This is a genomic window from Arabiibacter massiliensis, assembly GCF_902386925.1.
Lineage (GTDB): Bacteria > Actinomycetota > Coriobacteriia > Coriobacteriales > Eggerthellaceae > Arabiibacter > Arabiibacter massiliensis.
On sequence record NZ_LR698996.1, the window covers coordinates 3288219 to 3314934 of the forward strand.

At 65.9% G+C, this 26716-nt stretch carries 22 protein-coding genes and 4 tRNA genes; 20 read left to right on the top strand and 6 right to left on the bottom strand.

Annotation, left to right across the window (positions count from 1 at the left end; translation table 11 throughout):
• The first annotated feature begins 48 nt into the window (after positions 1-48).
• Entirely contained in the window at positions 49-1242 is a 1194-nt protein-coding gene (locus tag FX134_RS14070; RefSeq protein WP_172623504.1) for an HNH endonuclease signature motif containing protein, read from the top strand.
• Positions 1243-1282: 40 nt separating this feature from the next.
• Entirely contained in the window at positions 1283-1843 is a 561-nt protein-coding gene (acpS, locus tag FX134_RS14075) for a holo-ACP synthase (protein ID WP_232050969.1), read from the top strand.
• 406 nt (positions 1844-2249) lie between these two features.
• Here acpS and FX134_RS14080 read toward each other — a convergent pair whose 3' ends face one another.
• Positions 2250-3161: a hypothetical protein gene (locus FX134_RS14080; RefSeq protein WP_080803348.1), complete on the bottom strand. Its 912-nt coding sequence runs from the start codon at positions 3159-3161 to the stop codon at positions 2250-2252.
• 96 nt (positions 3162-3257) lie between these two features.
• Here FX134_RS14080 and FX134_RS14085 point away from each other — a divergent pair, with 96 nt between their 5' ends.
• Positions 3258-8162, top strand: a complete 4905-nt coding sequence (locus FX134_RS14085; RefSeq protein ID WP_080803351.1) for a DEAD/DEAH box helicase — start codon at positions 3258-3260, stop codon at positions 8160-8162.
• Positions 8163-8266: 104 nt separating this feature from the next.
• Here FX134_RS14085 and FX134_RS14090 read toward each other — a convergent pair whose 3' ends face one another.
• Positions 8267-9553: an aminotransferase class I/II-fold pyridoxal phosphate-dependent enzyme gene (locus FX134_RS14090; RefSeq protein WP_080803354.1), complete on the bottom strand. Its 1287-nt coding sequence runs from the start codon at positions 9551-9553 to the stop codon at positions 8267-8269.
• A 396-nt stretch (positions 9554-9949) separates the two neighbouring features.
• Here FX134_RS14090 and FX134_RS14095 point away from each other — a divergent pair, with 396 nt between their 5' ends.
• The 14 genes from FX134_RS14095 to FX134_RS14160 all read left to right on the top strand — a co-directional run bounded on the left by FX134_RS14095 (position 9950) and on the right by FX134_RS14160 (position 17800).
• On the top strand, positions 9950-11095 hold the full coding sequence (locus FX134_RS14095; protein WP_080803357.1) for a C40 family peptidase: 1146 nt from the start codon (positions 9950-9952) through the stop codon (positions 11093-11095).
• A 215-nt stretch (positions 11096-11310) separates the two neighbouring features.
• Positions 11311-11838: a DNA-deoxyinosine glycosylase gene (locus FX134_RS14100; RefSeq protein ID WP_080803360.1), complete on the top strand. Its 528-nt coding sequence runs from the start codon at positions 11311-11313 to the stop codon at positions 11836-11838.
• A gap of 138 nt (positions 11839-11976) precedes the next feature.
• A tRNA-Tyr gene (locus FX134_RS14105) sits at positions 11977-12061 on the top strand.
• A 5-nt stretch (positions 12062-12066) separates the two neighbouring features.
• Positions 12067-12142 (top strand) — tRNA-Thr (locus FX134_RS14110).
• Between the two features lie 8 nt (positions 12143-12150).
• Positions 12151-12227: transfer RNA gene (locus FX134_RS14115), tRNA-Met, on the top strand.
• Between the two features lie 88 nt (positions 12228-12315).
• Positions 12316-13518: an elongation factor Tu gene (gene tuf / locus FX134_RS14120; RefSeq protein ID WP_080803363.1), complete on the top strand. Its 1203-nt coding sequence runs from the start codon at positions 12316-12318 to the stop codon at positions 13516-13518.
• A 105-nt stretch (positions 13519-13623) separates the two neighbouring features.
• Positions 13624-13773, top strand: coding sequence for a 50S ribosomal protein L33 (gene rpmG, locus FX134_RS14125; protein WP_080803366.1), 150 nt, complete (start codon positions 13624-13626; stop codon positions 13771-13773).
• A 24-nt stretch (positions 13774-13797) separates the two neighbouring features.
• Positions 13798-13874 (top strand) — tRNA-Trp (locus FX134_RS14130).
• A 107-nt stretch (positions 13875-13981) separates the two neighbouring features.
• Entirely contained in the window at positions 13982-14431 is a 450-nt protein-coding gene (gene secE, locus FX134_RS14135) for a preprotein translocase subunit SecE (protein ID WP_080803367.1), read from the top strand.
• A gap of 3 nt (positions 14432-14434) precedes the next feature.
• The gene (nusG, locus tag FX134_RS14140) at positions 14435-14977 is read left to right on the top strand and encodes a transcription termination/antitermination protein NusG (protein ID WP_080803371.1); all 543 of its coding nucleotides are present in this window, start codon (positions 14435-14437) and stop codon (positions 14975-14977) included.
• Positions 14978-15079: 102 nt separating this feature from the next.
• A complete protein-coding gene (gene rplK, locus FX134_RS14145; protein WP_080803373.1) occupies positions 15080-15580 on the top strand; it encodes a 50S ribosomal protein L11 in 501 nt (166 codons plus the stop codon).
• Between the two features lie 87 nt (positions 15581-15667).
• Positions 15668-16378: a 50S ribosomal protein L1 gene (gene rplA, locus FX134_RS14150; protein WP_172623505.1), complete on the top strand. Its 711-nt coding sequence runs from the start codon at positions 15668-15670 to the stop codon at positions 16376-16378.
• 222 nt (positions 16379-16600) lie between these two features.
• Positions 16601-17605 carry an SPFH domain-containing protein gene (locus tag FX134_RS14155; RefSeq protein ID WP_197735985.1) on the top strand — a complete coding sequence of 335 codons (1005 nt, stop codon included), beginning with the start codon at positions 16601-16603 and terminating at the stop codon, positions 17603-17605.
• Positions 17606-17608: 3 nt separating this feature from the next.
• Positions 17609-17800 (top strand): hypothetical protein, encoded by a 192-nt coding sequence (locus FX134_RS14160; RefSeq protein WP_080803375.1) that lies wholly within the window; start codon positions 17609-17611, stop codon positions 17798-17800.
• Positions 17801-17970: 170 nt separating this feature from the next.
• On the opposite strand, the gene FX134_RS14165 is transcribed toward FX134_RS14160, so the two are convergent.
• Positions 17971-19281: a hypothetical protein gene (locus FX134_RS14165; RefSeq protein WP_080803378.1), complete on the bottom strand. Its 1311-nt coding sequence runs from the start codon at positions 19279-19281 to the stop codon at positions 17971-17973.
• A gap of 214 nt (positions 19282-19495) precedes the next feature.
• On the opposite strand from FX134_RS14165, the gene map reads away from it, so the two are divergent.
• Positions 19496-20272 carry a type I methionyl aminopeptidase gene (map, locus tag FX134_RS14170; RefSeq protein ID WP_080803382.1) on the top strand — a complete coding sequence of 259 codons (777 nt, stop codon included), beginning with the start codon at positions 19496-19498 and terminating at the stop codon, positions 20270-20272.
• A gap of 28 nt (positions 20273-20300) precedes the next feature.
• Here the strand turns inward: map and FX134_RS14175 are convergent, their stop codons facing one another.
• Positions 20301-20639, bottom strand: a complete 339-nt coding sequence (locus tag FX134_RS14175; protein WP_080803387.1) for an SdpI family protein — start codon at positions 20637-20639, stop codon at positions 20301-20303.
• Positions 20640-20695: 56 nt separating this feature from the next.
• Positions 20696-21985: a carboxylate--amine ligase gene (locus FX134_RS14180; RefSeq protein WP_080803390.1), complete on the bottom strand. Its 1290-nt coding sequence runs from the start codon at positions 21983-21985 to the stop codon at positions 20696-20698.
• Positions 21986-22518: 533 nt separating this feature from the next.
• Here FX134_RS14180 and tenpIN point away from each other — a divergent pair.
• Together tenpIN and asnB are read left to right on the top strand one after the other, a co-directional pair.
• Positions 22519-22962, top strand: coding sequence for a type III toxin-antitoxin system TenpIN family toxin (gene tenpIN, locus FX134_RS14185; protein WP_080803393.1), 444 nt, complete (start codon positions 22519-22521; stop codon positions 22960-22962).
• Positions 22963-23065: 103 nt separating this feature from the next.
• Positions 23066-25027 carry an asparagine synthase (glutamine-hydrolyzing) gene (asnB, locus tag FX134_RS14190; RefSeq protein ID WP_080803395.1) on the top strand — a complete coding sequence of 654 codons (1962 nt, stop codon included), beginning with the start codon at positions 23066-23068 and terminating at the stop codon, positions 25025-25027.
• 95 nt (positions 25028-25122) lie between these two features.
• Here asnB and FX134_RS14195 read toward each other — a convergent pair whose 3' ends face one another.
• Positions 25123-26523: a helix-turn-helix transcriptional regulator gene (locus FX134_RS14195; protein ID WP_172623506.1), complete on the bottom strand. Its 1401-nt coding sequence runs from the start codon at positions 26521-26523 to the stop codon at positions 25123-25125.
• Between the last annotated feature and the right edge of the window lie 193 nt (positions 26524-26716).

The window sequence follows — 26716 nt, forward strand, 5'->3', positions numbered from 1 at the left end:
TGGTTTTGGGCGTGCAAGACTCCTACTGAGGCGCTCAATGACCCAGCTGTGCTCTTCGGGGTGCTGAGAATCATCAGCTTTCTTGGGGGCCGTGGCATTCATTACAATTCTGAACAGTTCAAAGAGCAATTGATGCGCTTGAGCGAGGATGTGAGCTCTACAGTTGACCTTCGTCGTCGCGTCGGCGAGAGAAACCTCATGCGAAATTCGGCTCAATATTGGTCTGCGCTTGGCTTGATACCTGCCGGGCATCATGGAGGGGTGATTTCCATCACCGAGCTTGGAGCCGATGTGGCAACCGGCGTAATCAGTCAAGGCGATTTTGCGGCATTGACGATTGCGACGTTCTCTCTTCCGAACAAGGCGACGTATAAAGAGGACGAGATTCGGGAATGGGAGTCTCACGATTTAAAGATCTACCCGTTGCGCTTGCTGTTGGAGGTTTTGCGAGAGCTCTTTCATGCTGGCGAGGGGTGGCTTACCCCGACGGAAGCTGCGGTGGTGCTTGTTCCGATGGCTGCGGAGAAGCGTTCCGCAGCGGAGATCGCCGAGCAAATAGTACGGTACAGGAGAGAACCCGAAGCTTTCTCCAAATGGCCTAACTGCACGCCACGCAATAACGATTTGCGTTTTATTAGGGAGTTCTTCTCATTCTTGCACAATTATGGGTATGTCGGAATAGTCGAGGACGGGCTTCGGTCCGGCAGTCGGTTCGATGAACGTTACGAGTACCTCCCCGAGCTCGATTTCGTGATAGGCGGTCTCATCGCCGGAGATATCGCATCGATCGTTGACTCGGGGGAAAGGCTGCTCGAGTACATCCGTCGGCAGGATATGTCGGCCGCCGTAACATCGACGGCCGTGCGACGTCGCGCTCAACGGCCTGGACAGGCTCTGTTCAGGCAAAACTTGCTTCAAGAGATTGGAAAATGCCCCATTACCAATGTCGATTTGCCGGACGTCCTCGAGGCCGCTCATATCAAACCGCATGCGTACGGCGGATCGATGGGGGTCGACAACGGTTGGCCCATGAGGGTCGATGTGCATCGCCTTTTCGATTCCGGCAAATTGCGCATCCGTCCTGACGACCGCTACGGAATCATCGAGTTCACCGATGAGGCTGCGCGACGCAATTACAACGATCTTGCCAACAAGGCGATAATGATTCCGGAGACGACCAATTTGGAATACGTCCAATGGCGCTACGACAACTACACCGTCGGCATGCGCGTGGACGAATAGATGCTTGCGCTTCAAGTAAGACGAACGAAGGGCTGAAAAAGTGGAAGCTGGACAGCAGGTGGGTGATTTCGGCGACGGGAGCCTTGCGGAGGAATCCGTCGCACCCGTCGAAGGCCAGGTAGGGCTCGGGGTGGACATCGTGGAGATCGCTCGGATGCGGGCCATCCTCGAGCGCACGCCGAGCTTCCGTGCGCGCGTGTTCTCGGAGGAGGAGCGCGCCTACTGCGACGCGACGGCCAACCCCGAGGTGCACTACGCCACGCGCTTCGCGGCGAAGGAGGCCGTGGTGAAGGCGCTCGGCACCGGATTTGCGCGCGGTATCGGCGTGCGCGACATCGAGGTGCGCCGCAACGCGAAGGGCCGGCCCTACGTGGTGCTCTCGGGCCGCGCGAAGGAGGTCGCGGCCGAGCAGGGCGTGCGGGAGCTGCCGCTGTCGCTGTCGTTTACGCACACCGACGCCGTGGCCTGCGCCATGGCCATCACCGAGGACTCCCTGCGCGCCTCCGAGAAGCGCGTCGATCCCATGGAGGAGCTTGCGCGCCAGTTCAAGGAGGCCCGCACCATGCTCGACGAGATGGACGCCCCCAAGCCCCAGGCCTGACGGCGCGCGCTCTCCAGTTGCGGCAACTTTTTTCGGCTGTGGCACGCCCGGCGCATCCGCGAAAACGACGACCTGGGCAAACGCTGTCCGTCGGCTGCCCGTTCCGCCCGAAATCCGCCCGATCCGTGCCACAGTCGCACATTCTCGCCCTTCGACGACCGGCTCGCGCGTGAAATAGAAACCTTTCGCCAACTTTTTGCGCGCAATGGACGAATCGCTACCGAATTGGTGATATTTCGACCAGGGGTTTCTCTGAACGGCCCCAGCGAAAGCGTGCGGGGCAGGGTTTTCAGAGCTCTGAATTCGTCCATTGCGCGCAAAAAGTCAGCGAAACTCCTCGATTTCGTCCGCGGCAGGCAGAGCGCGGTAGCGTTGGCGAAGTTCGGGGCTGCGCATGGCCGCTCGGCTAGTCCTGCCCGCGCAGCTTGGCGCGCACCTCGGCAGCTGCGCGGATCGACTCGGCGCGCAGCTCCTGCAAGCCCGTGTCGGCGAAAGGCTCTGGCCGCCCGACCGGGGGAAACGCGCGTCGGCCGCGCATCGATTCGGGGCTCTCGCTCACGATGATCTGCGCGATGCGCAAGCCGAGCGGCTTCGCCTTGCAGCGCAGCGTCTCGCCGAAGCTTGCGACGATGGCCTCCATGCCCGGCACGTCCTCAGCCGCCACGTAGAGCCGGCACCAATGCCGCCGGCCGCCGCGCCGCGCCTCCTCGTGGAACTCGGCCTCCACGAGCGCCGCGCCCTCGATCTTCTCCAGTACGGCCTCGGCCTGGTCGAGCTCCGGAAACGTCAGGCAGAAGGCGCGCTTGAGGATCTCGAGCAGATCGGCCTGATCCTCCCGCCACGCCTCCTCGTCCCGCATCGCGGGGGTGACGCGCACGTCTCTGCGGGCGGCCGCATCGACGCCCAGCAGGTCGTTGGCCTGCTCGATGAGCTCGGGGAACAGGTGGTTCTCCTTCACGCCGCGCAGGGCGGGGTGGATGACGATGTCGTCGACGTGGATGCCCCTCTTCGACAGGAGGAACTTGAGGAGCTCGCGGCGCGCGCTCAGCTCCGAGCGCGCGGTCGCGTCGTCCAGGTACACGCCCATCACGTAGCGGTCCTCGTCCTTGCCGGGGCCGGTGCGCGGCGCCTCGTCCTTCTTGACGTACAGGCTGTTCGTATGGGCAAGCAGGAACACCGCGGCACTCGGGTTGTCCGGCCAGGCGTTTTGCACGGCCTCCTTGAATTTCTGGTTGTTCTGGGCGATGCGCAGCTTCTTCGCCTCGTCCACGCCGAGCGTCGAGAGGTAGTTCGCTATGCCGGTGTCGATGCTTTGCATGTGTTCGTCCTTACGGTTGAGGAGCTGCCCGCCTAGTATAGTCGAATGCGCTACCATGGTCACGGTGCGCTCGATCGAGAAAGGAAAGCGCCAAGCATGGACGAAGCCAACGACATCACGCCCCTCGGCGCCCTCGGCCGGTTCTCCGACGCGGTGCGCGGCTGGTTCCTCGACGCGTTCGAGGGGCCCACGCCCGTGCAGGAACGCGCGTGGGAGGCCATCGCCGAGGGGGAGAACGCGCTGGTCATCGCGCCGACGGGCTCCGGCAAGACGCTCGCGGCCTTCCTGTTCGCCCTCGATGCGCTCATGCGCGAGAAGGCCGCCGCGCTCGTCGCTAAGCCGGCGAAGGGTGCGCGCGTGCTGTACGTGTCGCCGCTCAAGGCGCTCGGGGCCGACGTCGAGCGCAACCTGCAGGCGCCGCTTGCGGGCATCGCCGCGCGCCTGGCCGCCTCCGGCGAGGGCATGCCCGAGGTGCGCACCGGCATGCGCACCGGCGACACCACGCCCGATGCGCGCCGCGCCCTCGTGCGCAACCCGCCTGACATCCTCATCACCACGCCCGAGTCGCTCTACCTCATGCTCACGTCGAAGGCGCGCGAAACGCTGCGCCGCGTGGAGACGGTCATCGTGGACGAGGTGCACGCGCTCGCGGGAACGAAGCGCGGCGCGCACCTCGCGCTCAGCCTGGAGCGCTTGGACGAGCTGCTGGAGCGCCCGGCCCAGCGAGTCGGGCTCTCGGCCACGGTGCGCCCGGCCGAGGAGGTGGCGCGCTTTTTGGGCGGGCCGCACCCCGTGCGCGTGGTGGCGGCCGAGGGCGCGCCGAACCTCGACGTGCGCGTGGCCGTGCCCGTGCAGGACATGACGGCGGTGCCCGCGTTCGGGGGCTTCGAGCCCGACGGAGCGAGGGGCGGCCGCCGCGGCGGGGGAGGAGGCGGCCCGCGCCGCGCTCCCGTGGAGGAGGCGTGGAAATCCGACCGCGCCCTGCGCCGCGCCATGGACGGCCGCACGCCCAAGGGCGGCTCGCCCGACAGCCGCATGGGCTCGTCCTCCATCTGGCCCTATGTGGAGTCCGCCCTGCTCGACGAGGTGCTCGCGCACCGTACGACCATCGTGTTCGTGAACTCGCGCGGCCTCTGTGAGAAGCTCACCGCCCGCCTGAACGAGCTCTACGCGAAGCGGCGCGGCCTGTTGCCGCCCTCGCCCGACGACGGCGGCGCGCCCGTGGGCATGCGCTCGGACATGGGCGGCACGGGCGAGCTTGTGCAGGCCGCGCCCGAGATCATCGCGAAGGCGCACCACGGCTCGGTGTCGAAGGAGCGCCGAGCGCAGGTGGAGCGCGAGCTCAAGGCCGGCGAACTGCCGTGCGTCGTGGCCACGTCGTCTCTCGAGCTGGGCATCGACATGGGCTCGATCGACCTCGTGCTGCAGGTGGCGCCGCCGCCCTCGGTGGCGAGCGGCCTGCAGCGCGTCGGCCGCGCGAACCACCGCGTGGGAGGGCGGCCCGCCGGCGTCATCTTCCCCCGCACGCGCACCGAGGTGGTGGACGCAGCGGTGGCGGCCGAGGGCATGGCGGCCGGCGCCATCGAGCGCACGCGCATGGTGGAGAACCCGCTCGATGTTCTGTCGCAGCAGACGGTGGCCGCCGTGGTCATGGACGAGCTCGCCGCAGACGACTGGTACGCCGTCGTGCGCCGCGCCGCCCCCTTCGCGAACCTGCCGCGCAGCGCGTTCGACGCCGTGCTCGGCATGCTGGCCGGCGCCTACGCCTCGGCCGACCTGGCCGACTTCTCGCCGCGCATCGTGTGGGACCGCGAGCGCGGAATGCTCATCCCGCGCCCCGGCTCGCAGCGCCAGGCCGTGACGGCGGCGGGCACCATCCCCGACCGCGGCATGTTCTCGGTCGTGCTGCCCGAGGGCGAGGCCGCGAAGGGCCGCCGGCGCGTGGGCGAGCTGGACGAGGAGATGGTGTACGAGTCGCGCGTGGGCGACATCATCGCGCTCGGCACGAGCACCTGGCGCATCCGCGAGATCACGCGCGACCGCGTGGTGGTCGACCCCGCGCCGGGGCGCTCGGCCCGCCTGCCGTTCTGGCACGGCGAGGGCGTGGGACGGCCTGCGGAAGCCGGCAAGGCGCGCGGCGCATTCGTGCGCGCGGTGGCCGCCGGCATCGGGGGCGGCGAGGAGGATGGAGCCGCCGTCGATCCCGCGCTCGAGGAGCGCCTCGCCGCCGACGGCCTGGACGAGAACGCGCGGCGCAACCTCGTGGAGCTCGTGCGCGCCCAGCGCGCGGTTACCGGCGTCGTGCCCGACGAGCGTACGCTTCTGGTGGAGCGCTGCGAGGACGAGCAGGGCGACTGGCGCGTCATCCTCCACTCGCCCTACGGCCGGAGGGTGCACGAGCCGTGGGCCATGGCCGTGGCCGAGCGCCTCGCGCGCACGCGCGGTTTCGACCCGCAGGCGATGGCCGGCGACGACGGCATCCTTGTGCGCATCCCCATGACCGAGGCGCGCCTGCCGGGGGCGGAGCTGTTCGCGTTCGACCCCGACGAGCTGGAGCGCATCGTGCGCGGCGGGGTGGGCACGACGGCGCTCTTCGCCGCGCGCTTCCGCGAGTGCGCCGCCCGCGCGCTGCTCATGTCGCCGACGACCCCGGGCAAGCGCGCGCCCCTGTGGCAGCAGCGGCTGCGCGCCGGGCAGCTCTTGGAGGCGGCGCGGCGCGAGGGCGACTTCCCGCTGCTCGCGGAGTGCGCGCGCGAGTGCCTGCAGGATGTCTACGACCTTCCGGCCCTGCGCGAGGTCATGGAAGGCCTGCGGGCCGGCACCGTGCGGCTTGCGGAGGCTCAGACGAGCACGCCCTCGCCGTTCGCCGCGCCGCTTCTGTTCGGCTACGTGGGCGAGCACCTCTACGACGGCGACCTGCCCCATGCCGAACGCCGCGCTTCGCTGCTCTCGCTCGACCCGGGGCTTTTGGGCGAGCTTCTGGGTTCGCCGGATATGGGCGAGCTTTTGGATGCGGACGTGGTGCGCACCGTGGAAGAGGAGCTGCAGCGCCTCGCTCCCGAGCGCCGCGCACGCGGCGTGGAGGGCGCGGCCGACCTCCTGCGCGCGCTCGGCCCTCTGTCCGAAGAGGAGGTGGCGGCGCGTCTGCGGAACGGGGAGGCGCGCGCCCTGCTCGAGGAGCTCGAGCGCGCCCACCGCGCGTTCCCGGTGACGCTGGGCGCAACCCTGCGCTGGGCGGCGGCCGACGACGCGCGCCGCATCGCCGACGCGCTCGGCGCCAACGTGCCCGACTGGGCCCTCGCTCTTTGTCATCCTGAGCGGAGCGCACAAGCTCCCCTTTGTCATCCTGAACGAGCGAAGCGAGTCGAAGGAGCCCCCGCGCCGCCAGCGGGCGATCCCCCGACCTCCCACCCCCTCGACGACCTTCTCCGCTTCGCCCGCACCCACGGCCCCTTCGCCGCCGAGGACGCCGCCTCCCATCTCGGCATCGGCCCCGCCGTCGCCCGCGACGGCCTCGAGCGCCTGGCCGCCGAGGGCCGCATCGTCCGCGCCCGCTTCGGCGACGGCCGCGAGTGGGCGGCGGACGAGGTGCTCAAGCGTCTGCGGGCCCGCTCGCTCGCGAAGGCGCGACAGGCCGTGCGCCCGGTGCCCCGCGCCGCTTACGTGCGCTACCTCTTCGACGTGCAGGGCGTCGGCGCGGACGGCGCGCGCCGCCTCGAGGGCGTCGATGGCACGGCGCAGGTGCTCTCCCAGTTCGAGGGCGTGGCCCTGCCGGCCGCGCTCTGGGAATCCTCCGTGCTGCCCGCCCGCGTGCGCGACTATAGGCCGGCCTTCCTCGACGAGCTGCTGGCTTCGGGCGAGGTCGTGTGGGCGGGCGAGCGCCGCGCCGACGAGGGCGGGGAAGGGCGCCTCGTCGCGTTCTATCCCACCGACTCGCCGCTCGCGCCGGTGCAGCCTGTCGTACCCGAGCCGGACGACGGCTCCCCCTCGGTCGAGAGGGCCGTCATCGAGGCGCTCGGGCACGGCGGTGGGCTCTTCTTCCGCCAGATCGTCGATGCCGTGCGCCGCCGCCGCGCGCCCGAGCCGGTGGACGAGGGCCTCGTGGCCCCGGCGCTCAAGGAGCTCGCATGGAGCGGCCGCGCCACCAACGACACGTTCGCCCCGGTGCGCGCCGCCGCTGCCAGCCGCGTCCCTGCGCCGGCGAAGCGGCGCGTGAGCAGCCGGCGCGCCCGCATGCGCGGCGACTACTCGCAGGCGCTGGCAGGAGCGGGGGCCTCGTCGGCCCAGGCCGCCGTGCAGGCCGTTCAAGCGGGCCGCTGGTCGCTCATCGCCCCCGCGCCCGCGAACGACACGGTGCGCGCCGTCGCGCTCGTCGAGTCGCTGCTCGACCGCTACGGCGTGCTCACGCGCGACGCGGCCGTGCTCTCGGGGGTGCCCGGAGGCCTCGGCACGCTCATGGACGTGCTACGGCAGATGGAGGACGCGGGCGAGGTGCTGCGCGGCATGTTCGTGGAGGGCCTCGGCCCGGCGCAGTTCGCTGCGCGCGAGACGGTGGACGCGCTGCGCGCCTACGCCGCTGATGACGATCCCGCCGGCTGCGTCGTGCTGGCCGCCGACGACCCTGCGAGCCTCTTCGGCGCCGGAATCCCCTGGCCGCCCCTCGCCGGCGCCTCCGCCGAGGACGCCCCGCGTCCGACGCGCCGGCCGGGCGCTCTCGTCGTCGTGCGCGGGGGAGAGCCCGTGCTCTACGCGACGGCGAACCTGCGCTCCATGCTCGCGTTCACGGATGACGAGGCCGTGCTGGCCGAGGCGGTCCACGCCCTCGCCGAGCACGTGAGGTGCGCCGTCAAACGCGAAGGGGCCGAAGGCGCCCGCAAGAAGATCGTGGTAGAGGACTTCAACGGCCGTCCGGTCCTCGACACCCCCTTCGCCGCCGCGCTCGCAAGCGAAGGCTTCGTCCGCCTCCCCGACGGCATGCGCCTCTACGCCTCCCCGTTCTGACCGAACTATGGTGACGTTATCCCCGTCCTGCGTCATCCTGCGTCATCTAAAAAGGCCCCGGAACGCCGCGCGCGTCCCGGAGGCAACCTGCGAGCTTTCTGCCGTTAGCCCAGCAGCTTCTCCACGTAGGCCAGCTTCACGCATGTCGTGAACACGTCCATGGCCTCCGCCAGCTCCTCGAGCGGGGGCAGCGTGGGCGCGATGCGGATGTTGCTGTCGCGCGGGTCCCGCTTGTAGGGGAAGGTGGCGCCGGCGCCGGTCATCGTCACGCCGGCCTCCTTCGCGAGCGCCACGGCGCGCTTGGCGCAGCCTTGCGGAGCGTCGAACGACACGAAGTAGCCCCCGCGCGGCCGGCTCCACGAGCAGCCGCCCACCTCGGCCAGGCCCTCCTCCAGCTTGGCGTCCACCAGGTCGAACTTCGGGCGCAGGATGGCGGCGTGCCGGGCCATGTGCGCGGCCAGCCCCTCGGCGTCGCGCAGGAATCTCACGTGGCGCAGCTGGTTGAGCTTGTCGTAGCCGATGGTGCCCGCGCCCATGCGCGCCTTGATCTCGGCGATGTTGCCGGGGCTCGCCGCGATGGCCGAGATGCCCGCGCCCGGCAGCGTCACCTTCGACGTGGAGGCGAACTTGAAGTAGCGGTCGGGGTTGCCCGCCTCGCGGCACGCCGCGCCGATGTCCATGAGCCGGTCCTGCTCGGCCGCGTCGTCGTAGAGGTGGTGCACGCAGTAGGCGTTGTCCCAGAAGATGCGGAAGTCCTCGGCCGCGCACTCCATGGCGGCCAGGCGGCGCACCGCATCGTCGGAGTACGTGGCGCCGCCGGGGTTCGAGTATTTCGGCACGCACCAGATGCCCTTCACGGAGGCATCGCCCGCCACGAGGCGCTCCACCTCGTCCATGTCGGGCCCGTCGGCGGTCATCGCCACGGGGATCATCTCGATGCCGAACGCCTCGGTGATGCCGAAGTGGCGGTCGTAGCCCGGGGCGGGGCAGAGCCACTTCACCGTCTCGAGCCGGCACCACGGCGCGGAGCCCAGCACTCCGAAGCTCCAGCAGCGCGCCACGGCGTCGTACATGAGCGTGAGGCTGGAGTTGCCGCCCACGACGACGTTGTCCGGATCCTCCTCCACCATGGCTGCCATGAGGCGCTTCGCCTCGGGCAGGCCGTCGAGCACGCCGTAGTTGCGGCAGTCGGTGCCGTCTTCGGCGCGGCAGTCCTCGGCGGTGGCCAGCAGGCCGAGCATGGGCACGCTCAGATCCAGCTGGTCGGCGCCGGGCTTGCCGCGCGCCATGTTGAGCGCGAGCCCCCGCGCCTTGATCCTCGCGTGCTCCGCCTCCAGCCGCGCTTTGAGCCCGGCGAGCTCCTCGCGTCCCATCTCCGCGTACGTGGGCATCGTCTCTTCCTTCCGTCGACGTGCGATCCGTCCGTCCGTTCCCGATCAGTATAAGGTTTGGCGAATCGAGCGTCGATACCGTTTTCGTCGCGTGGACCCGCTTTTGGCGCGGCGGGCGACGGGGCGCTTCGGCAGGCCGCCCACAACATCTAGAGAGGGTGCCCCCAACACCTTGGGGGTTCGCTCTTTTCGACATCGTGCCTGATGGCGGGCTATATTGGCGGACGCGCGACGGCCGAGAAACGCCTTCGGCACGGAAGCGGATCCCGGCCGGCCGTTTTGAACTGGGCTTATGAAATGCGTTCACAACCGTTTTTGAGCACGCGCGCAAACGTGCTATCATTCTCCCCAGCTTTTGCCCATACGTACTACGTGCTCAATCTAGGAGGATTTCGCATGAGCGAGCATTCAATCGCACTCGATAGGCGGGCGTTTCTTGGCGGGGCCGCTCTGCTCGGCGTCGCTTCCCTGGTGGCTCCTTCCGCGGCGTTCGCGGAAACCGCTGCCGAGAAGCAGGCCGAGGCGGACGCCGTTCGCAACCAGCTCGTCGGCTTGCAGGCCGACCTCGAGGCCGCTGCCGACAACTACTACAAAGCTATCGAAGAGCAGGACGCCGCGAAGGCGGCCATGGAGGCCGAGCAGGCCAAGATCGACGACGCTAACGAGAAGATCGCCGCGCATCAGGAGCAGCTCTCCACGCGCGCCCGCAGCATGTACCGCTCCGGGTCGTCCACCTTCCTCGACTTCGTCCTGGGAGCGTCCTCCTTCTCCGAGTTCACGCAGAACTGGGACCTGCTCAACAAGATGAACGCCCAGGATTCCGCGATGGTCGACGAGACGAAGACCCTGCGCGAGGATCTGCAGGCCGCCAAGGACGAGTTCCAGCGCCAGGAGCAGATCGCCGCGGACAAGGCCGCCGAGGCCAAGGCCATCCAGGACGAGGTGCAGGCCAAGGTGGCCAACGCCACCGAGCTGGTGAGCTCGCTCGACGCCGAGGCGCAGGAGCTCCTCGCGCAGGAGCAGGCCGCGGCCGCCGCCGCTGCCGCCGCCAAGGCGCAGGCCGAGGCCGAGGCAGCCGCAGCCGCCGAGGCAGCCGCAGCCGCGGCGCAGCAGAGCACGCCTAGCAGTTCGTACACGCCCAGCCCCAGCCCTTCGCCGGTCTATCCGAGCGGCGGCGGTGGCGGTGGCTCCGTCGGCTCCTACGACTCGGTCGTGGGCTACGCCATGAGCCGCATCGGCTGCCCGTACGTGTGGGCCGCCGAGGGCCCGGACGCCTTCGACTGCTCCGGCCTCGTCACCTGGGCCTACCGCCAGGTGGGCATCGAGCTTCCGCACCAGAGCGAGTCGCAGTACGCCGCGGCCTCCCGCGTCGTGTCGGTGTCCGAGGCGCGTCCCGGCGACGTGCTCTGGCGCTACGGCCATGTGGGCATCGCCTGCAACTACGGCGGCACGCACTACGTGCACGCCCCCACCTTCGACGCCTACGTGCGCGACACCGATCCGCTGTCGTGGGCTCAGTTCACGAACGCGCTCCAGTTCTAACGTTTCGATCGCGTTGCAGGGGAGGGCTTCGGCCCTCCTCTTCTATCATGCGACCTGCGGGGCGATCCCGGTCGGCGGCAAGGGCAGAGCCCTTGCCCTACGATAGGGCCACTCCACTCTGCGGCGGAAGGAGAAGGCCATGCGTATCCACGTTCGGCTCGACGGTGAGCTCGGCCCGTCGCTGCCGAGCCGCGCGTAGGGGAGGGGGCCCGGCCATGGAGCCCGCGCGCGTGCGCCACGAGATAGAGCCCGTGTTCGACGAGCGCTCGCGCGTGCTCGTCCTGGGCACCATGCCCTCGCCGGCCTCTCGCGCGGCGGGGTTCTACTACAGCCACCCGCAAAACCGCTTCTGGCGCGTGCTTGCCGCGCTCTTCGGCGAGCCCGAGCCCGAGGGCTCCGAAGCGCGCGCCGCGTTCGCGCTCGCTCACGGCATCGCGCTCTGGGACGTGCTCGCCTCCTGCGACATCGCCGGCGCGTCGGATGCGAGCATCGCGCGCCCCGTGCCCAACGACCTCGCCCGCATCGCGCGCACGGCGCCCCTCGAGGCCGTGTTCACCACCGGGGCGAAGGCCGGCGCGCTCTACCGGCGCCTCTGCGCGGGCATGCTGCCGGGCATCCCGCACGTGCAGCTGCCCTCCACGAGCCCCGCCAACGCGCGCATGCGCACGGCCGACCTCGTGGCCGCCTACCGACCGCTCAAAGACGCCATCGATGGGCGTCAGGGTCGAGAAAAGGAGAAGTAGTGAAGACACACCCGGGGGCGTGTAAGCGGTTGACAGCGGTAGGCTCCTAGCGTATTATTCTCCTGCTCGCGCGTTCGGGGCCACCCGGGAGCGCGGCAGGCAGCTTGATAAATACACATGAATTGAGCAGCGAAACAGGGGCGTGTGCCCGAGTGGCTAAAGGGGACGGGCTGTAAACCCGTTGGCTATGCCTACCTAGGTTCGAATCCTAGCGCGCCCACCATTTTCGCCTGTGTAGCTCAGTCGGTAGAGCACTTCCTTGGTAAGGAAGAGGTCGTCGGTTCAAGTCCGATCGCAGGCTCCAGTTTACCTGGCGGTGTAGCTCAGTTGGTCAGAGCACACGGTTCATACCCGTGGCGTCACTGGTTCAAATCCAGTCACCGCTACCATTGTACTATTCCGCGTCCGCTTTGTCGGACGCGTCGTTATTTTGTTTTCTTTTCGCGTAAGCGAACCCTTTAATAAGGAGGATGACACATGGCTAAGGAGAAGTTCGAGCGTTCCAAGCCGCATGTTAACATCGGCACCATCGGTCACGTCGACCATGGCAAGACGACGCTGACGGCCGCTATCTCGAAGACGCTGTCCGAGAACGACGGCAGCCACGGCACCGCGAGCGCTAACTTCACGGCTTTCGAGAACATCGACAAGGCCCCCGAGGAGCGCGAGCGCGGCATCACGATCTCCATCGCTCACATCGAGTACGAGACGGATCAGCGCCACTACGCCCACGTTGACTGCCCCGGCCACGCCGACTACGTCAAGAACATGATCACCGGCGCGGCGCAGATGGACGGCGCCATCCTGGTCATCGCCGCCACCGACGGCCCCATGGCCCAGACCCGCGAGCACATCCTGCTCGCCCGCCAGGTGGGCGTGCCCTACATCGTGGTCTTCCTCAACAAGTGCGACATGGTCGACGACGAGGAGCTCATCGAGCTCGTCGAGATGGAAGTCCGCGAGCTGCTCGACTCCTACGAGTTCCCGGGCGACGACACCCCGATCATCCGCGGCTCCGCTCTGAAGGCCCTCGAGGGCGACAAGGAGTGGCAGGAGAAGGTCTGGGAGCTCATGGACGCGGTGGATTCCTACATCCCCACGCCGGAGCGCGACGTCGACAAGCCGTTCCTCATGGCTGTCGAGGACACGATGACCATCACCGGCCGCGGCACCGTCGCCACCGGCCGTGTCGAGCGCGGCACGCTGCATGTGAACGACCCGCTGGAGATCATCGGCATCAAGGAGACCTCCAACACGGTCTGCACCGGCATCGAGATGTTCCGCAAGCTGCTCGACGAGGCCCAGGCCGGCGACAACATCGGCTGCCTGCTCCGCGGCATCAAGCGCGAGGAGATCGTCCGCGGCCAGGTTCTCTGCAAGCCCGGTAGCGTGACCCCGCACACCGAGTTCGAGGGCCAGGTCTACATCCTGACGAAGGAGGAGGGCGGCCGCCACACGCCGTTCTTCGACGGCTACCGTCCGCAGTTCTACTTCCGCACCACCGACGTGACCGGCGTGGCGCACCTCCCCGAGGGCACCGAGATGGTCATGCCCGGCGACAACGTGACGATCAAGGGCGAGCTCATCCACCCGATCGCCATGGAAGAGGGCCTGAAGTTCGCTATCCGCGAGGGCGGCCGCACGCTCGGCTCGGGTCGCGTGACGAAGATCTTCAAGTAGCACCCAGCGGCATTCTGACGGGGCCCGCGCGTTGCGGGCCCCGTTCATGAAAATTCATGTGTATGAGATCCAAGCTCGTTTCAGATAAGGCATAAAGGAGAATTCATGCGTACGTTGGTCACCTTGGCGTGCACGGAGTGCAAGCGCCGCAATTACACGACCAAGAAGAACAAGCAGAACAATCCCGACCGTATCGAGTTGAAGAAGTACTGCAAGTGGTGCCAGTGCCACACGGTGCACAAAGAGACCCGATAGCGCGTCAGAGGTTTGAACGAGCATAGGCCAGTAGCTCCAATTGGTAGAGCGGCGGTCTCCAAAACCGCATGTTGGGGGTTCGAGTCCCTCCTGGCCTGCCAGCTCGATAGCAGAGCAGCTTGCATTCAGGTTGCTTGGATGAGCAGCTTGGAATCAGGCTGCTTGTTTGGCGTTTAGACGGATACGGAAATCCCGGTTAAGGAATCAGATGGCGAAGAAATCAAAGACCCAGCGAGCGAAGGCCTCTGCCGCGCGCGCCGCCCGCAAAGAGCAGGCGCGCCAGGAGGAGATCGCCGCCGCCGAGGCGAAGAAGAACGCCGCCGAGGCCACTGCGACCGAAGCGCCCAAGAAGAGGCTCTTCAAGAAGACCGAGAAGACCGAGGCGTCCGCCGGCGACGGCAAGCAGGCGAAGATCCAGAAGGCACCTGAGAAGAAGGTCGAGAAGGCCCCCGAGAAGAAGCCCAAGAAGCGCCGTTTCGGCTTCCTCAAGGACGTGCGCCTCGAGATGAAGCGCGTGACGTGGCCGACGAAGCAGGACGTGCTGCGCTGGAGCGTGGTCGTGGTCGTGGCGCTGCTGTTCTTCGGCGTGTACGTGGCCCTGCTCGACAACGTCGTCATCACGCCGTTGCTGGTCGCGATTTCCGGTTTGGGGGCGTAAGGCATGTCTAAGAAATGGTACGTCCTGCATACGTATTCAGGATACGAGAACAAGGTCAAGAAGAACCTCGAGACGCGTATCGAGACGATGGGCCTCGAGAACAACGTCTTCGGCATCGAGATCCCGACGGAGATGGTCACCGAGATCAAAGAGGGCGGCCGCCGCGTCGAGAGCGAGAAGAAGGTGTTCCCGGGCTACGTGCTCGTCCGCATGGAGCTGGACGACCGCAGCTGGGCCGCCGTGCGCAACACCCCCGGCGTGACCGGGTTCGTGGGCGCCGACGGCAACCCCGCGCCGCTCACGCGCGAGGAGTACAACAAGATGATGAAGGTCGACAAGAAGAAGCCCGGCGGCCCGCGTGCCGACGTCATCACGTCGAGCATCGTGGTGGGCCAGTCGGTCAAGGTGGTGTCCGGCCCGCTCGCCGAGTTCGACGGCGTGGTGTCCGAGGTGTCGCCCGAGGCCAATAAGGTGAAGGTCATGGTGTCCATCTTCGGCCGCGAGACCCCCGTCGAGCTTTCGTTCGACCAGGTGGCCAAGATTTAACGAAGTAAACGCATCGACTGCTGGCGTGCCCGCGTGGACCGGGGCTTCTCACGAAAGCGTGTCGGTTTGAGAGATACATAGTGCTGAAAGGAAACAACTCACATGGCTGAAAAGAAGCAAACCGGCTTTATCAAGCTGCAGATCCCGGCCGGCGCCGCGAACCCGGCTCCTCCGGTCGGCCCCGCGCTCGGCGCCCAGGGCGTCAACATCATGCAGTTCTGCCAGGCGTTCAACGCCCAGACGCAGGACCAGTCCGGCACCATCATCCCGGTCGAGATCACGGTGTACGAGGACAAGTCGTTCACCTTCGTGTGCAAGACCCCGCCCGCGGCCATCCTCATCAAGGAGAAGCTCGGCATCAACAGCGGCTCGGGCATCCCGCAGCTGCAGCCGGTCGGCACGCTCTCGGAGGACCAGCTCCGCGAGATCGCCGAGATCAAGATGCCGGACCTCAACGCCAACACGATCGAGGCCGCCATGGAGATCATCGCCGGCACGGCCCGCTCGATGGGCGTGCGCATCGAGGGCCGCGAGCTGAAGAAGAAGTACACGCCCTCCAAGAAGCTCGCCGCCATGCTCCAGGGCAAGACGCTCGAGGACTAACCTTACAGGTTGCAAGAGGGCTTCGGCCCTGAGAATACGAGTGGAAGGGCGCGCGAGCGCCCGCTACGAACCACGAAAGGAAGCATCATGAAGCAGACCAAGAACTTCCGTGCCGCCGTCGAGAAGGTGGGCGAGGGTATCTACGCCCCCTATGAGGCGTTCGCGCTGGTGAAGGACGCGTCGTTCGCCAAGTTCGACGAGACGGTGAGCGTCGACTTCCGTCTGGGCATCGACACCCGCCAGGCCGACCAGCAGCTCCGCGGCACCGTGAGCCTGCCGAACGGCTCGGGCAAGACCGTGCGCGTGGCCGTGTTCGCCGAGGGTGAGGCCGCCCGCGCCGCCGAGGAGGCCGGGGCCGACATCGTGGGCACCGACGAGCTCGTGCAGCAGATCCAGGCCGGCGAGTTCAACTTCGACGCCGCTGTGGCCACGCCCGACCAGATGGGCAAGGTAGGCCGCCTCGGCAAGATCCTCGGCCCCCGCGGCCTCATGCCGAACCCCAAGCTCGGCACCGTCACCAACGACGTGGCGAAGGCCATCAACGAGCTCAAGGGCGGCCGCGTGGAGTACCGCGCCGACCGCTACGGCATCGCGCACGTCATCCTCGGCAAGGTGAGCTTCACCGCCGAGCAGCTGGCCGAGAACTACGGCGCCGTCTACGACGAGATCCTGCGCATGAAGCCGTCTGCCGCTAAGGGCCGTTACGTGAAGTCCGTCACCGTGTCCTCGACGATGGGCCCCGGCGTGAAGGTGGACTCCGGCGTGACCCGCAACTACACGGAGCCGACCGCCGAGTAGCCTTTCAGCTGAACGCATCGAAGAAGGGAGCCTTTCGGGGCTCCTTTCTTTTTGCCCGGGGTGCGTACAAATGTTTCACGTGAAACATCGATGCGGTTGTCATCCTGAGCGGAGCGTGCGCTCCGCTCAGATGACAGGAGAGGGGCCCTGTTCCTCCCAGTCTCTTCCTTTTGCGATCTCAATGTGATATCATATCGGTATCAGCGAGAGAAAGGAACCATCATGTCCGTGGAGAAGGTCGCCCGCGCCAGCGACGGAACGTCCGTCGAGAAGGCCATCCATGTGAGGAGCGGCTGGCCCATGCTTGCGCTCACCCTGGTGCTGAGCGCCGTGCTCGTCGCAGCCATCGTTGTCGGCGCCCTCATGCTGCCGCCCGACGGCGTGCCGCTGACCACGCCGATCCACGCGCTGGGCGTGGTTCTGCTGGTGGTGGGCATCGTAGGCGTGTGCGTGGGGCCCCTGCTGCTGCTCATGGGCTTCTTCACCATCCAGCCGAACCAGGCGCGCGTGCTCATCCTATTCGGCGACTACAAGGGCACCGTGCGCGACGAGGGCTTCCACTGGGCGAACCCGTTCTACTCGAAGAAGTCGGGCTACACGATGGTCGACGGCAAGGCGGCGGCGCTGTCAACGAAGCTGTCGCTGCGCGCCCGCACGTACAACGGCGAGCATCTGAAGGTGAACGACAAGTGCGGCAACCCCATCGAGATCGCCGACGTCATCGTGTGGCGCGTCGAGAACACGGCGAAAGCCCTGTTCGACGTGGACGACTACAACTCCTACGTGCACACGCAGAGCGAGACCGCGCTGCGTCACGTGGCCACCACCTACGCCTACGACCAGATGCCCGGCGAGCCCGAGGGCGAGATCACGCTGCGCAGCAACATCGAGGAGGTGTCGGCGGCCCTCAAGGAGGAGCTGGCCCTGCGCCTGGAGAAGGCCGGCGTGGTCATCGACGACGCGCGCCTCACACACCTGGCCTACGCGCCCGAGATCGCCCAGGCGATGCTGCGTCGCCAGCAGGCCGACGCCGTGATCGCCGCGCGCGAGAAGATCGTGCAGGGCGCGGTCGGCATGGTGGAGATGGCGCTTGCGGAGCTCTCGGCCAAGCAGGTGGTCGACCTCGACGACGAGCGCAAGGCTGCCATGGTGTCGAACCTCATGGTGGTGCTGTGCGGCGAGTCCGACGCCCAGCCCGTCCTCAACACGGGAACGCTCTACCAGTAGGCCATGGCGAAGCGCAAGCAATATCCGCTCCGCGTGGACCCCGCCATCTGGGAGGCCGTTGAGAAGTGGGCCGCCGACGACCTGCGCAGCGTGAACGCCCAGGTGGAGTTCATCCTGCGCCGCGCCCTCAAAGACGCCGGCCGCCTGAAACCGCCCGGCGGTGGGGGCGGGGAAGAGGAGCCTCTGTCATCCTGAGCGAGCGCAGCGAGTCGAAGGATCCCGTGCGGCGATAGCTGTGGCGCTTCCGGCTGGCGCCGCACGGGATCCTTCGACTCCGCGCCTTGCGGCGCTCCGCTCAGGATGACGAAGAAAGAGGCCCCGGCAGTGCCGGGGCCTCTTTCTTGCGTGCTGATTGTTTGGTGCGCTTACGCCATCACGGCTTCGCGCTCTTCCTTGGCTTGCTTCTCGACCTCGTGGGCTTGCTTGCCGTAGCCCTGCACGCGGGCGAGCTTCGTGTCGTCTTCCTTGCGGTCGCGCAGCTCCGGGATGGGGCTTTCGGCGTCCTCGGAGCGGTAGTCCTCGCCGTCGCGGTCGATGAGCTGCTTCACGGCCAGGTGGCTCGGCACGTCCTGCGTGCGGCCGTTCACCGCGTCGTTCCAGGTGAAGAAGCGGAAGTCGCTCGGCACGTCGTCGATGTCCACGAACTGTTCGTCCTGCGCGGTGAGCGTGACCTGCTCGGCCAGCACCTGGCGCACGTAGTCCTTCGTGGGGTGGAAGTCCAGAAGCTCGGGGAACTCGCCGCCCGGGATGATCTGCTGCCACTCGGTGCCCTCGTACTTCTTGAGCAGGTCGCACGCCATGTGCAGGTGCATGAGCTCCTGCTCGAAGTGCATCTCCCAGATCTTCTTCACGTAGGCGTCCACCTCGGTCTCCATGAACGAGTAGTACAGGTAGCATTCCTGGTACTCGTGCCACAGCATCATCTCAAGCCAGCTCATGGACGGGTCGATGAGCGAGCCGTAGTGCGTCACGTGCTGCTCCTCAACCATGCCGATCTCCTGGTAGAGGTCGCGGCCGGGGCCCTCGGGCACCGTGTTGCCCAGGTTCATGTAGAAGTTCATGGTCTGCTGCTCGCCGGCGGTGAGGATGAGCGCGCCGAGCGTCGTGCGGATGTCGCCGGTCTTGGAGTTGCGGGCCATGCGCACGGAGTCGGCCGGATGGCGATGATGCGCGATGGTGGGGCGGCCCGGCGTGATCTCGATGGTGTCGCGCACCAGCTTGTGTGCGGGGATGTCCTCGTCGAACTTCAGCTGGTCGGCGTAGCGGTACAGGTGGTCGAAGTCCTCCAGCAGCGCGAAGTCCATGCACGCCTTGGCGTACTCGTCGGGCTCGTGCATGGCCAGCCACGCCGTGAGGTCGACGGCCAGCTGCTCGTAGCCGATGGTGAGCTCCAGCGTGCTCTCGTTGCTGGGGCTCAGCCAGTTGATGCGCTTCTGCTGCTCCTGCTCCATGCGACGGCACAGCGCCAGGTCGCGGCGCAGGTCGTTGTTCTCGCAATGGCGGTTGAAGTTGTGGCCGAACATGGCGGCCTCCACCTCGATGCCGTTCATGAGGATGATGCGGGCCTTCGTGTAGGGGTCGGCCTCCAGCTTGTCGTAGGGCTTGACGGCCAGGTCCTTCCAGGTGGGGACCATGTCCATGAGGGACTTCTTCGGCTTCTGCTCAAACGGGTTCATAGAGCCTCCAATTCTCTTGCTGACTAAGGTGCGCGCCCGGCCGTTTTCCTCGTCTGGCCGCGACGCGCGCTGCCGTCCATGGTAGGGGCGCGCGCTCGGCGGCGCCGCGAGCCGGCATTATCCGTTTTCGAGGCGTGGGCCAGCCGTTTCCCGAGCGAGGGGGTGCTATACTGGTCGGCGGCGAAACAGGCTGAGGCGAAAGCGGGACGCGGGCATGATCATCAAGAAGTCGAAGGCCGAGGTAGAGGCCATGAAGGAAGCGGGTCGCGTGTCGGCGATGGTGCTGCGCGAGGTAGGCGCGCACGTGCGGCCGGGCGTGACCACGCTGGAGCTCGACGAGCTGGCTGAGGCGCTCATCAGGGCGGAAGGCGGCATTCCCGCGTTCAAGGGCTACGGCGGCTTCCCCGGCTCCATCTGCGCGTCGGTGAACGAGCAGATCGTGCACGGCATCCCCTCGCGCGGCGTGGTGCTGCACGACGGCGACATCATCTCCATCGACACGGGGGCCATCGTGGACGGCTGGGTGGGCGACAACGCCTGGACGTACGCGGTGGGGAAGATCTCGCCCGAAAAGCGTCGCCTGCTCGAGGTGACCGAGCAGTGCATGTGGGCGGGCGTGGACGCGGCGCGGCCCGGCAACCGGCTGGGTGACATCGGGCACGCGGTGCAATCGATCGCCGAGGCGGCGGGCTTCGGCGTGGTGCGCGAGTACGTGGGCCATGGCATCGGCCGCGACATGCACGAGGATCCCAACGTCCCCAACTTCGGCCGCAAGCACACGGGCGTGCGGCTCGAGCCCGGCATGGTGCTGGCTATCGAGCCTATGATCAACCTGGGGACGCACAAGACGCGCCAGATGCCCGACGGCTGGCTCGTGTGCACCCGCGACGGCAAGCCCTCGGCCCACTTCGAGAAGACGGTGGCCATCACCGAGGACGGCCCCGTCGTGCTCACCTGCGAGGAAGGCTACCGCCGCCCCGTTTTGTCATAAAAGGGGACAGTCCCCTTTTATGACATTCTCACTTGACGCCCTGGGACATCCAAAGGAGGAAGACGAGCTGCCAGACGTTCATGAGGGCGGCGGCGAACAGCAAGAGGACGCGGCCGCTCTGGGCGTCGGTGTCATATTTTGCGGCCAGCTTGTCCATGAAGGCGTAGAGGACCGTGAGCAACGAGCCGACCGCGACGAGCGCGAAGGTTAGGTCGAACGCGCCGTATTTCGAGCCCACGCGGTCGATTCCGCCGGGGCCCGCGTGCAGCGGGATAACGTCGGGCAGCACGAACGCCACCGCGAGCCCTGCCATAAAGAGCGGGAGCGCGGTGAGCACGACCATCGCGATCAGTCCCGAGCGTTTCATTCTGCCTCTCATCCCTTAATGTCCCAAATGGGGACAGTCCCCATTTGGGACATCCGCTACTTCAGCTGCTTGCCGTCGGTGTCCCAGTAGAAGCGCTTGAACTTGGGGATCTGGTTCACGTGCATGACGCTCGCCCAGAAGTTGTGCAGGAACGAGTCGGGCGCGTAGTGCAGAGGGTAGGGCTCGGGCGTGCGGCGCAGCACGTCGAGGGCCTGCTGCAGGCGCGCGCGGTTCTCCATGGAGCGGTCGAGCACGTAGCGCGGCACGCAGGAGTAGACGAACGGGGTGTATGCCTCGTGCGGCTCGATGGCCTCGCCGAGGATGAACTCGCGCACGATGAGCTCGACGAAGTTCTGGCCGCCGAGGCTCATGTAGTAGGTGTTGCGGCCGCAGCGCGTGTTCACCTCGAAGAAGCGGAAGCTCCCGTCGCGCTCGTCGTGCTTGATGTCGAAGTTCGCGAAGCCGCGGTAGCCCGTGCGTGCCAGGAACTTCCGTGCGCCGTCGATGATGGCCTGCTCGCGCTCGCCCATGATACAGAGCGGGTTCCCCAGCGCGGTGGGGTCGTGGTCCTGCAGGCACACGACGCCGCCGGACACGACGCGCATCTCGCCGGTCGCGTCCGAGAACGTGGTGAGCGTGCGGATGGCGTCGTCGCCGCCGGGGATGAAGTCCTGCAGCACCAGCTCGTTGTCGTAGTCCGACGTGCGGATGCTGCGCCATACTTGGGCCAGCTCCTCGGGCGAGTCGATCTCGTAGATCTTGCGCCAGCCCTCGATGGTGGCTTCCTGGAACTGCGCCGAGTTCGACGGCTTCGCGATGAGCGGGTAGGGGAAGTCGTGCACCGGCAGCTCGTCGGGGCCGTCCGGGCCGCACGAGAAGTACCAGGTGAGCGGGTAGGGGATGGACAGTTCCTCGCAGAGCTCATAGAAGCGGCGCTTCTGTGTGATGTCGTCGAGCAGATCGAAGTCGATGTAGGGCACCGTGTAGCCGGCGGCCTCGAGGCGCAGCTTGCCCGACGAGAGCATGCGCGCGTGGCAGTCGTCGCAGCCGAGCACCAGCAACATGCGCTCCGGGTCGGCCGCGCGCACCTCGGCGGCCACGCGCTCGAGCGCCGTGTAGAGGCCTTCCGGGTCGTGGACGTTCGGCTCCAGGCGGTAGTCGGTGAAGCGGCTGGTCGAGAGCATCTTGATGTCGTGCGCGGCTAGCACGATGGTGCGCTCGATGCCGTACGCGCGGTGCAGCTCGCGCACATAGCTGTAGGCGAGGATGTCGCCGCCCACCACGACGGGCTGCAAGCGGCGCGCCACGTCGGCGGCGGAGGCGATGCGGGGGGTTGATGCGGTCATGTTAGGTGAATCTCCTTCGTGTGCGGTCTGCGCTGCATTATCCCACATCGGATCGCTCGTGCAGGTCGCTGCACGATTTCTTCGCCATCCGCGCCCGCCGGCATTCCGTCGATTCGCACGTTTTTTGACATGGATTTTGACATCGATGCCAAAATCCATGTCAAAATAGCAAAATAATTCAAAATGCGCGTTAAAAAAGAACGCGTAAGGCCCATGGGGGCAGATCCGGCTCGGCAAGGCCTTCTCCGGTTGCGCGGTCTACGTGTTGACGTCGTTCTGGCCGCCGGCGCTGCTCTTGTCATCCCCGCTTTTCCGTCGTATACTATGAAGGAGATTTTGGTCGTAGGGCGCGACCAACGCAAACAAAAGAAAGCCCGCCGAGTTGATCTTGGTCGTAGGGCGCGACCAACGCAAACAAAAGAAAGCCCGCCGAGTTGATCTTGGTCGTAGGGCGCGACCAACGCAAACAAAAGAAAGCCCGCTGAGAAGATGCCTCCTTCGGGAGGCATCTCGCATCTAGGGGGAGGGGCGCTTTGAAGCGAGAGCTGGTGTTTTTAACGGAAGAATTCTACGAAGACCATGCGAAGCCCGATTACAAGGAGATCGAGCACAAGGCCGATCGACCGTACATGGTCTTGCTCGTGAAGATCGAGGGCACCGTATGGGGTCTTCCGTTTCGTTCCCACATCAAGCATGCCCACGCGTTTTGGACGGACAAGGAAAACGGATGCGGCATCGATTACTCGAAAGCCGTGGTGATATCCGACGCCAAGTACATCGACCGTGAGCGAACGCCCCATATCAGGCCAAAGGAGTTCGAGGCCATACGCGGTCAGGAACGGCGCATTCATCAAGGATTCCTTTCTTATATTAAGGCGTACAAGCGCGCTCGGAGGAGCGGCCATCCCCGCTATGCGCAGATGATTCGCTACTCCACGCTGCAAAATTACGAGGACCTGCTCTTTCCGCAGGACTGATGGGGTTTCCATCGCCGTTCTTGGGGAATTCCTGGCGGTGGCGTATCATAGCCAAGGTATTTTCAGGCCGCGGGGGCGGCGTGCGGAACAGGAGCTTCAGCATATGTGCGGATTCGTGGGATTCACCGCGGTCGACTACGACCGGGAGGCCAACCGGGCCATCGTCAAGGACATGGCCGATCGCATCGCCCATCGCGGACCCGACGACGAGGGCTTCTTCGTGGACGACGGCATCGCGATGGGTTTCCGTCGCCTGAGCATCATCGACCTCGAGGGCTCGCATCAGCCCATGCAGAACGCGAGCGGCTCCGTCACGGTCACGTTCAACGGCGAGATCTACAACTTCCAGGAGCTGCGCGCCGAGCTCGAGGCGCTGGGCTACGAGTTCGTCACGAACGGCGACACGGAGACCATCGTCCACGGCTACGAGGCGTGGGGCACGGGCGTGTTCGAGCGCCTGCGCGGCATGTTCGCCATCGCCATCTGGGACGCCGAGGCCAAGCGCCTCGTGTGCGCCCGCGACATCTTCGGCATCAAGCCGTTCTACTACCAGCACGACGGCGCGCGCCTCATCTACGGCAGCGAGATCAAGGCCTTCCTCGCGCACCCGGCGTTCAAGAAGGAGCTCAACCGCGAGCAGCTGCCGCAGTACCTGTGCTTCGAGTACATGAACGATTCGCAGACCATGTTCAAAGACGTGCACAAGCTGCTGCCCGGCCACTTCATGGTGTTCGAGGGCGGCCAGCTGCGCACCGAGTGCTTCTACAAGATCACGTACAAGATCGACGACTCGAAGTCGCTCGACGAGTGGGCCGACGTCATCGTGAAGGCGTTCGACGAGTCGGTGGCGGCGCACGAGATCGCCGACGTGGAGATCGGCAGCTTCCTGTCCGGCGGCATCGACAGCTCGCTCGCCGCGTACTGCATGGGCCAGCACGCGCCGGACATCAAGACGTTCTCGGTGGGCTACGACATCGGCTGCGAGGACAAGCTGGCCGAGATCGCCGCGCAGTCCGACTTCGAGATCAAGTTGAACGAGCTCGAGGACGCCGAGGAGTTCGCGAAGTGGGCGAACCTGCCGAACTGGCAGGTGAAGGTGGACGCGCAGGAGTTCCTCGACATCGTGCCCACCGAGCAGTACCACATGGACGAGCCGCTGGGCGCGCCCTCCGCTATCCCGCTCTTCTTCGTGAGCCGCCTCGCGCGCGAGCAGGTGAAGGTGGTGCAGTCGGGCGAGGGCGCCGACGAGCTCTTCGGCGGGTACTGGATCTACCACGACCAGTTCGAGTTCGGCAAATACTTCCGCGTGCCGCGCCCCCTGCGCGCCGCCGCGGGCGCAATCGCCGAGAAGCTGCCGCCGTTCCACGGCCGCCGCTTCGCCATGCGCGGCTCGGGCGGGCCGGAGAAGAGCTACCAGCGCGCGTCCATGAACTACATGTGGGACGAGATCCCGAACGTGCTGCGCGACTACGCGGGCCCGTGCAAGCCGTGGGAGTGGTGCAAGCCGCACTTCGACGAGGCGGCGAAGCAGGACATCGACATCATCACGCAGACGCAGTACGTGGACATGGTGAGCTACATGCCCTTCGACATCTGCCTGAAGGCCGACAAGATGTCCATGTCGCAGTCGCTCGAGCTGCGCGTGCCGTTCCTCGACAAGAAGGTGCTCGACGTGGCGCTGCAGCTGCCCACCGCGTGCCGCGTGGACGATAACCACGCGAAGTACGCGCTGCGTGTGGCCGCGAGCAAGCTCGGCTTCCAGAAGAAGGTGGCGAACATGCCCAAGCAGCCGTTCATCACGCCTCTCACCGTGTGGCTGCAGACCGATTTGTACTACGACCGCATCAAGGAGGCGTTCACGAGCGAGGCCGCGCACGAGTTCTTCAACGTGGACTACCTCGTGCAGATGCTCGACGACCACAAGAGCGCTGACTTCTCCACGGTGGAGGGCCGCGGCAAGCTCAAGATGATGCGCATCTGGAACATCTACTGCTTCCTGTGCTGGTACGAGGTGTTCTTCGGGAAGTCGAGCGAGAAGCTGGCACCGAAGACCCAGGTGGCGTAGCCGGGGGCGTCGGGAGAGCGCGATCGATCCTCGCGTAACAACTGCGAGCACGCTGGCTCTTCGCGAGCGAAGAGCCTTCCCCGTGCAAAGGTGAGTCAGCAGCGCATCTTGTCGTTGACGATGTCGATCAGCTCCTGCTTCGAATGGATGCCCATCTTCCGGTAGATCGCCTTCGAATAGCTTTGCACCGTCCCGATCGAAAGGCAGAGCTCGTCGGCGACTCTTTTCTGGCTGTTACCCTGGGAAATAAGAAGGGCCACCTCCGTCTCCCTCGAGGAGAGTCCGAACGCCGCACCCATCTTCTCGCACGCAAGGACGCGCGCAGACTGCTCCGAGTTGGACAGCTTGACCGCATCGTCGGTTGTCCTTCGCGTGAAGTATATGAGCATGCCTGAGACGACGATGAGGTTCATAAGGACGGACAGCGACATGATCCCCTGTTCGGCGGTCAAGCCGAGTGCGAGCGAGATCAGGGGTATGATCAATCTCTGCAAAAGTATGGGAACGACCTTGATGCAGGCGAGGTAGAGACCGAAAACCAAGGTGGGGGACAGGCGCTCCGACCGAACGTAGGTCATGAGGAGAAGATACAGATAGAACTCCAAGCAAACGACCTCAGCGCTGAGAAAGCCCGTTCCAACATGAAACCACTCCGTTCCGAAGGGCGTGACGATTGTCAGCCCGACGAGGAAGAGGATTGCGATAGGCAGCCAAAGCTTTTCGAATCCGCGGCCGGACTCCTGCGACTTTTTCATTCCGAAACGCATCTGGGCAAACACCACGACGGTGACGGCTATCACTATGAGCCGCTCGTACAGGGGCACTTGCCCGTCTATCTGCAGAAGCATGCCGACCACCGAGCGCCCGCCGATTATGAAAAAGACAACGAGACCGATGATGCCGAGCGGCAAACGACGAAGCGACGCTACAGACAGATCGGTCTCGCCTTCGGGCGAAAGCGTGGTGAAACGCCAGCATAGCGTCGATAGAAGAGGAGATGCGGAAAACAGCAAGACCGAGGGAAGCACGGGCAGATAGGCGATCATCCCAAACAGGCTTCCCGCCAAAAAGGCAACGGCAACCGAGGTGGCCATAGCTTCCGCAGGCAATCCCGCCAGCTCGTTCGCCCACGCAAACGTCAGCAACGAGTAGCCTGCTGCGGCAAAAACCACTCCGGCGATGGCCAGCGGCACGGGATTTGCCAGCAGCAATGGGGCGTTGAAAATTACGAGCATGCCAAGAGAGCAGAGGAGCCCGAAGCAAACAACCATGGTGCGCTGCTTGCGGATGGCTGGTTCGATCCGCGCTCGAAGCGCCACTGCGACGATGGCGAAAACGCCTATGAGAACCATGAGGGCTATGTAGCAGGTGAAATGGATCGAGGGGCCGGTTGGGTAATGGGCGAACAAGCGGGAGAAGATGCCGGTGGGGAAAAACGGCCAATAGAATGCCAACCCCATTGTCGAAAGAAAAGTCGATCTGCTGAGCTGCGACACGGCTGTTCCCCTTCCCGCCGCCTTTACCTTCGCAAAGGATATCATTGCCCGCGATCAAGCGTATCACCCAAGTTTTATGGGGTGCGTTCACCAAGAAAAACACCGTTTTATGGGTATTTTCGGTCGTGCTTAGTTGCGTATAGTGCGCCGGGCGGGGATCGAAGGGAGCCCCGAGGAAACTGCCGGAAGAGCA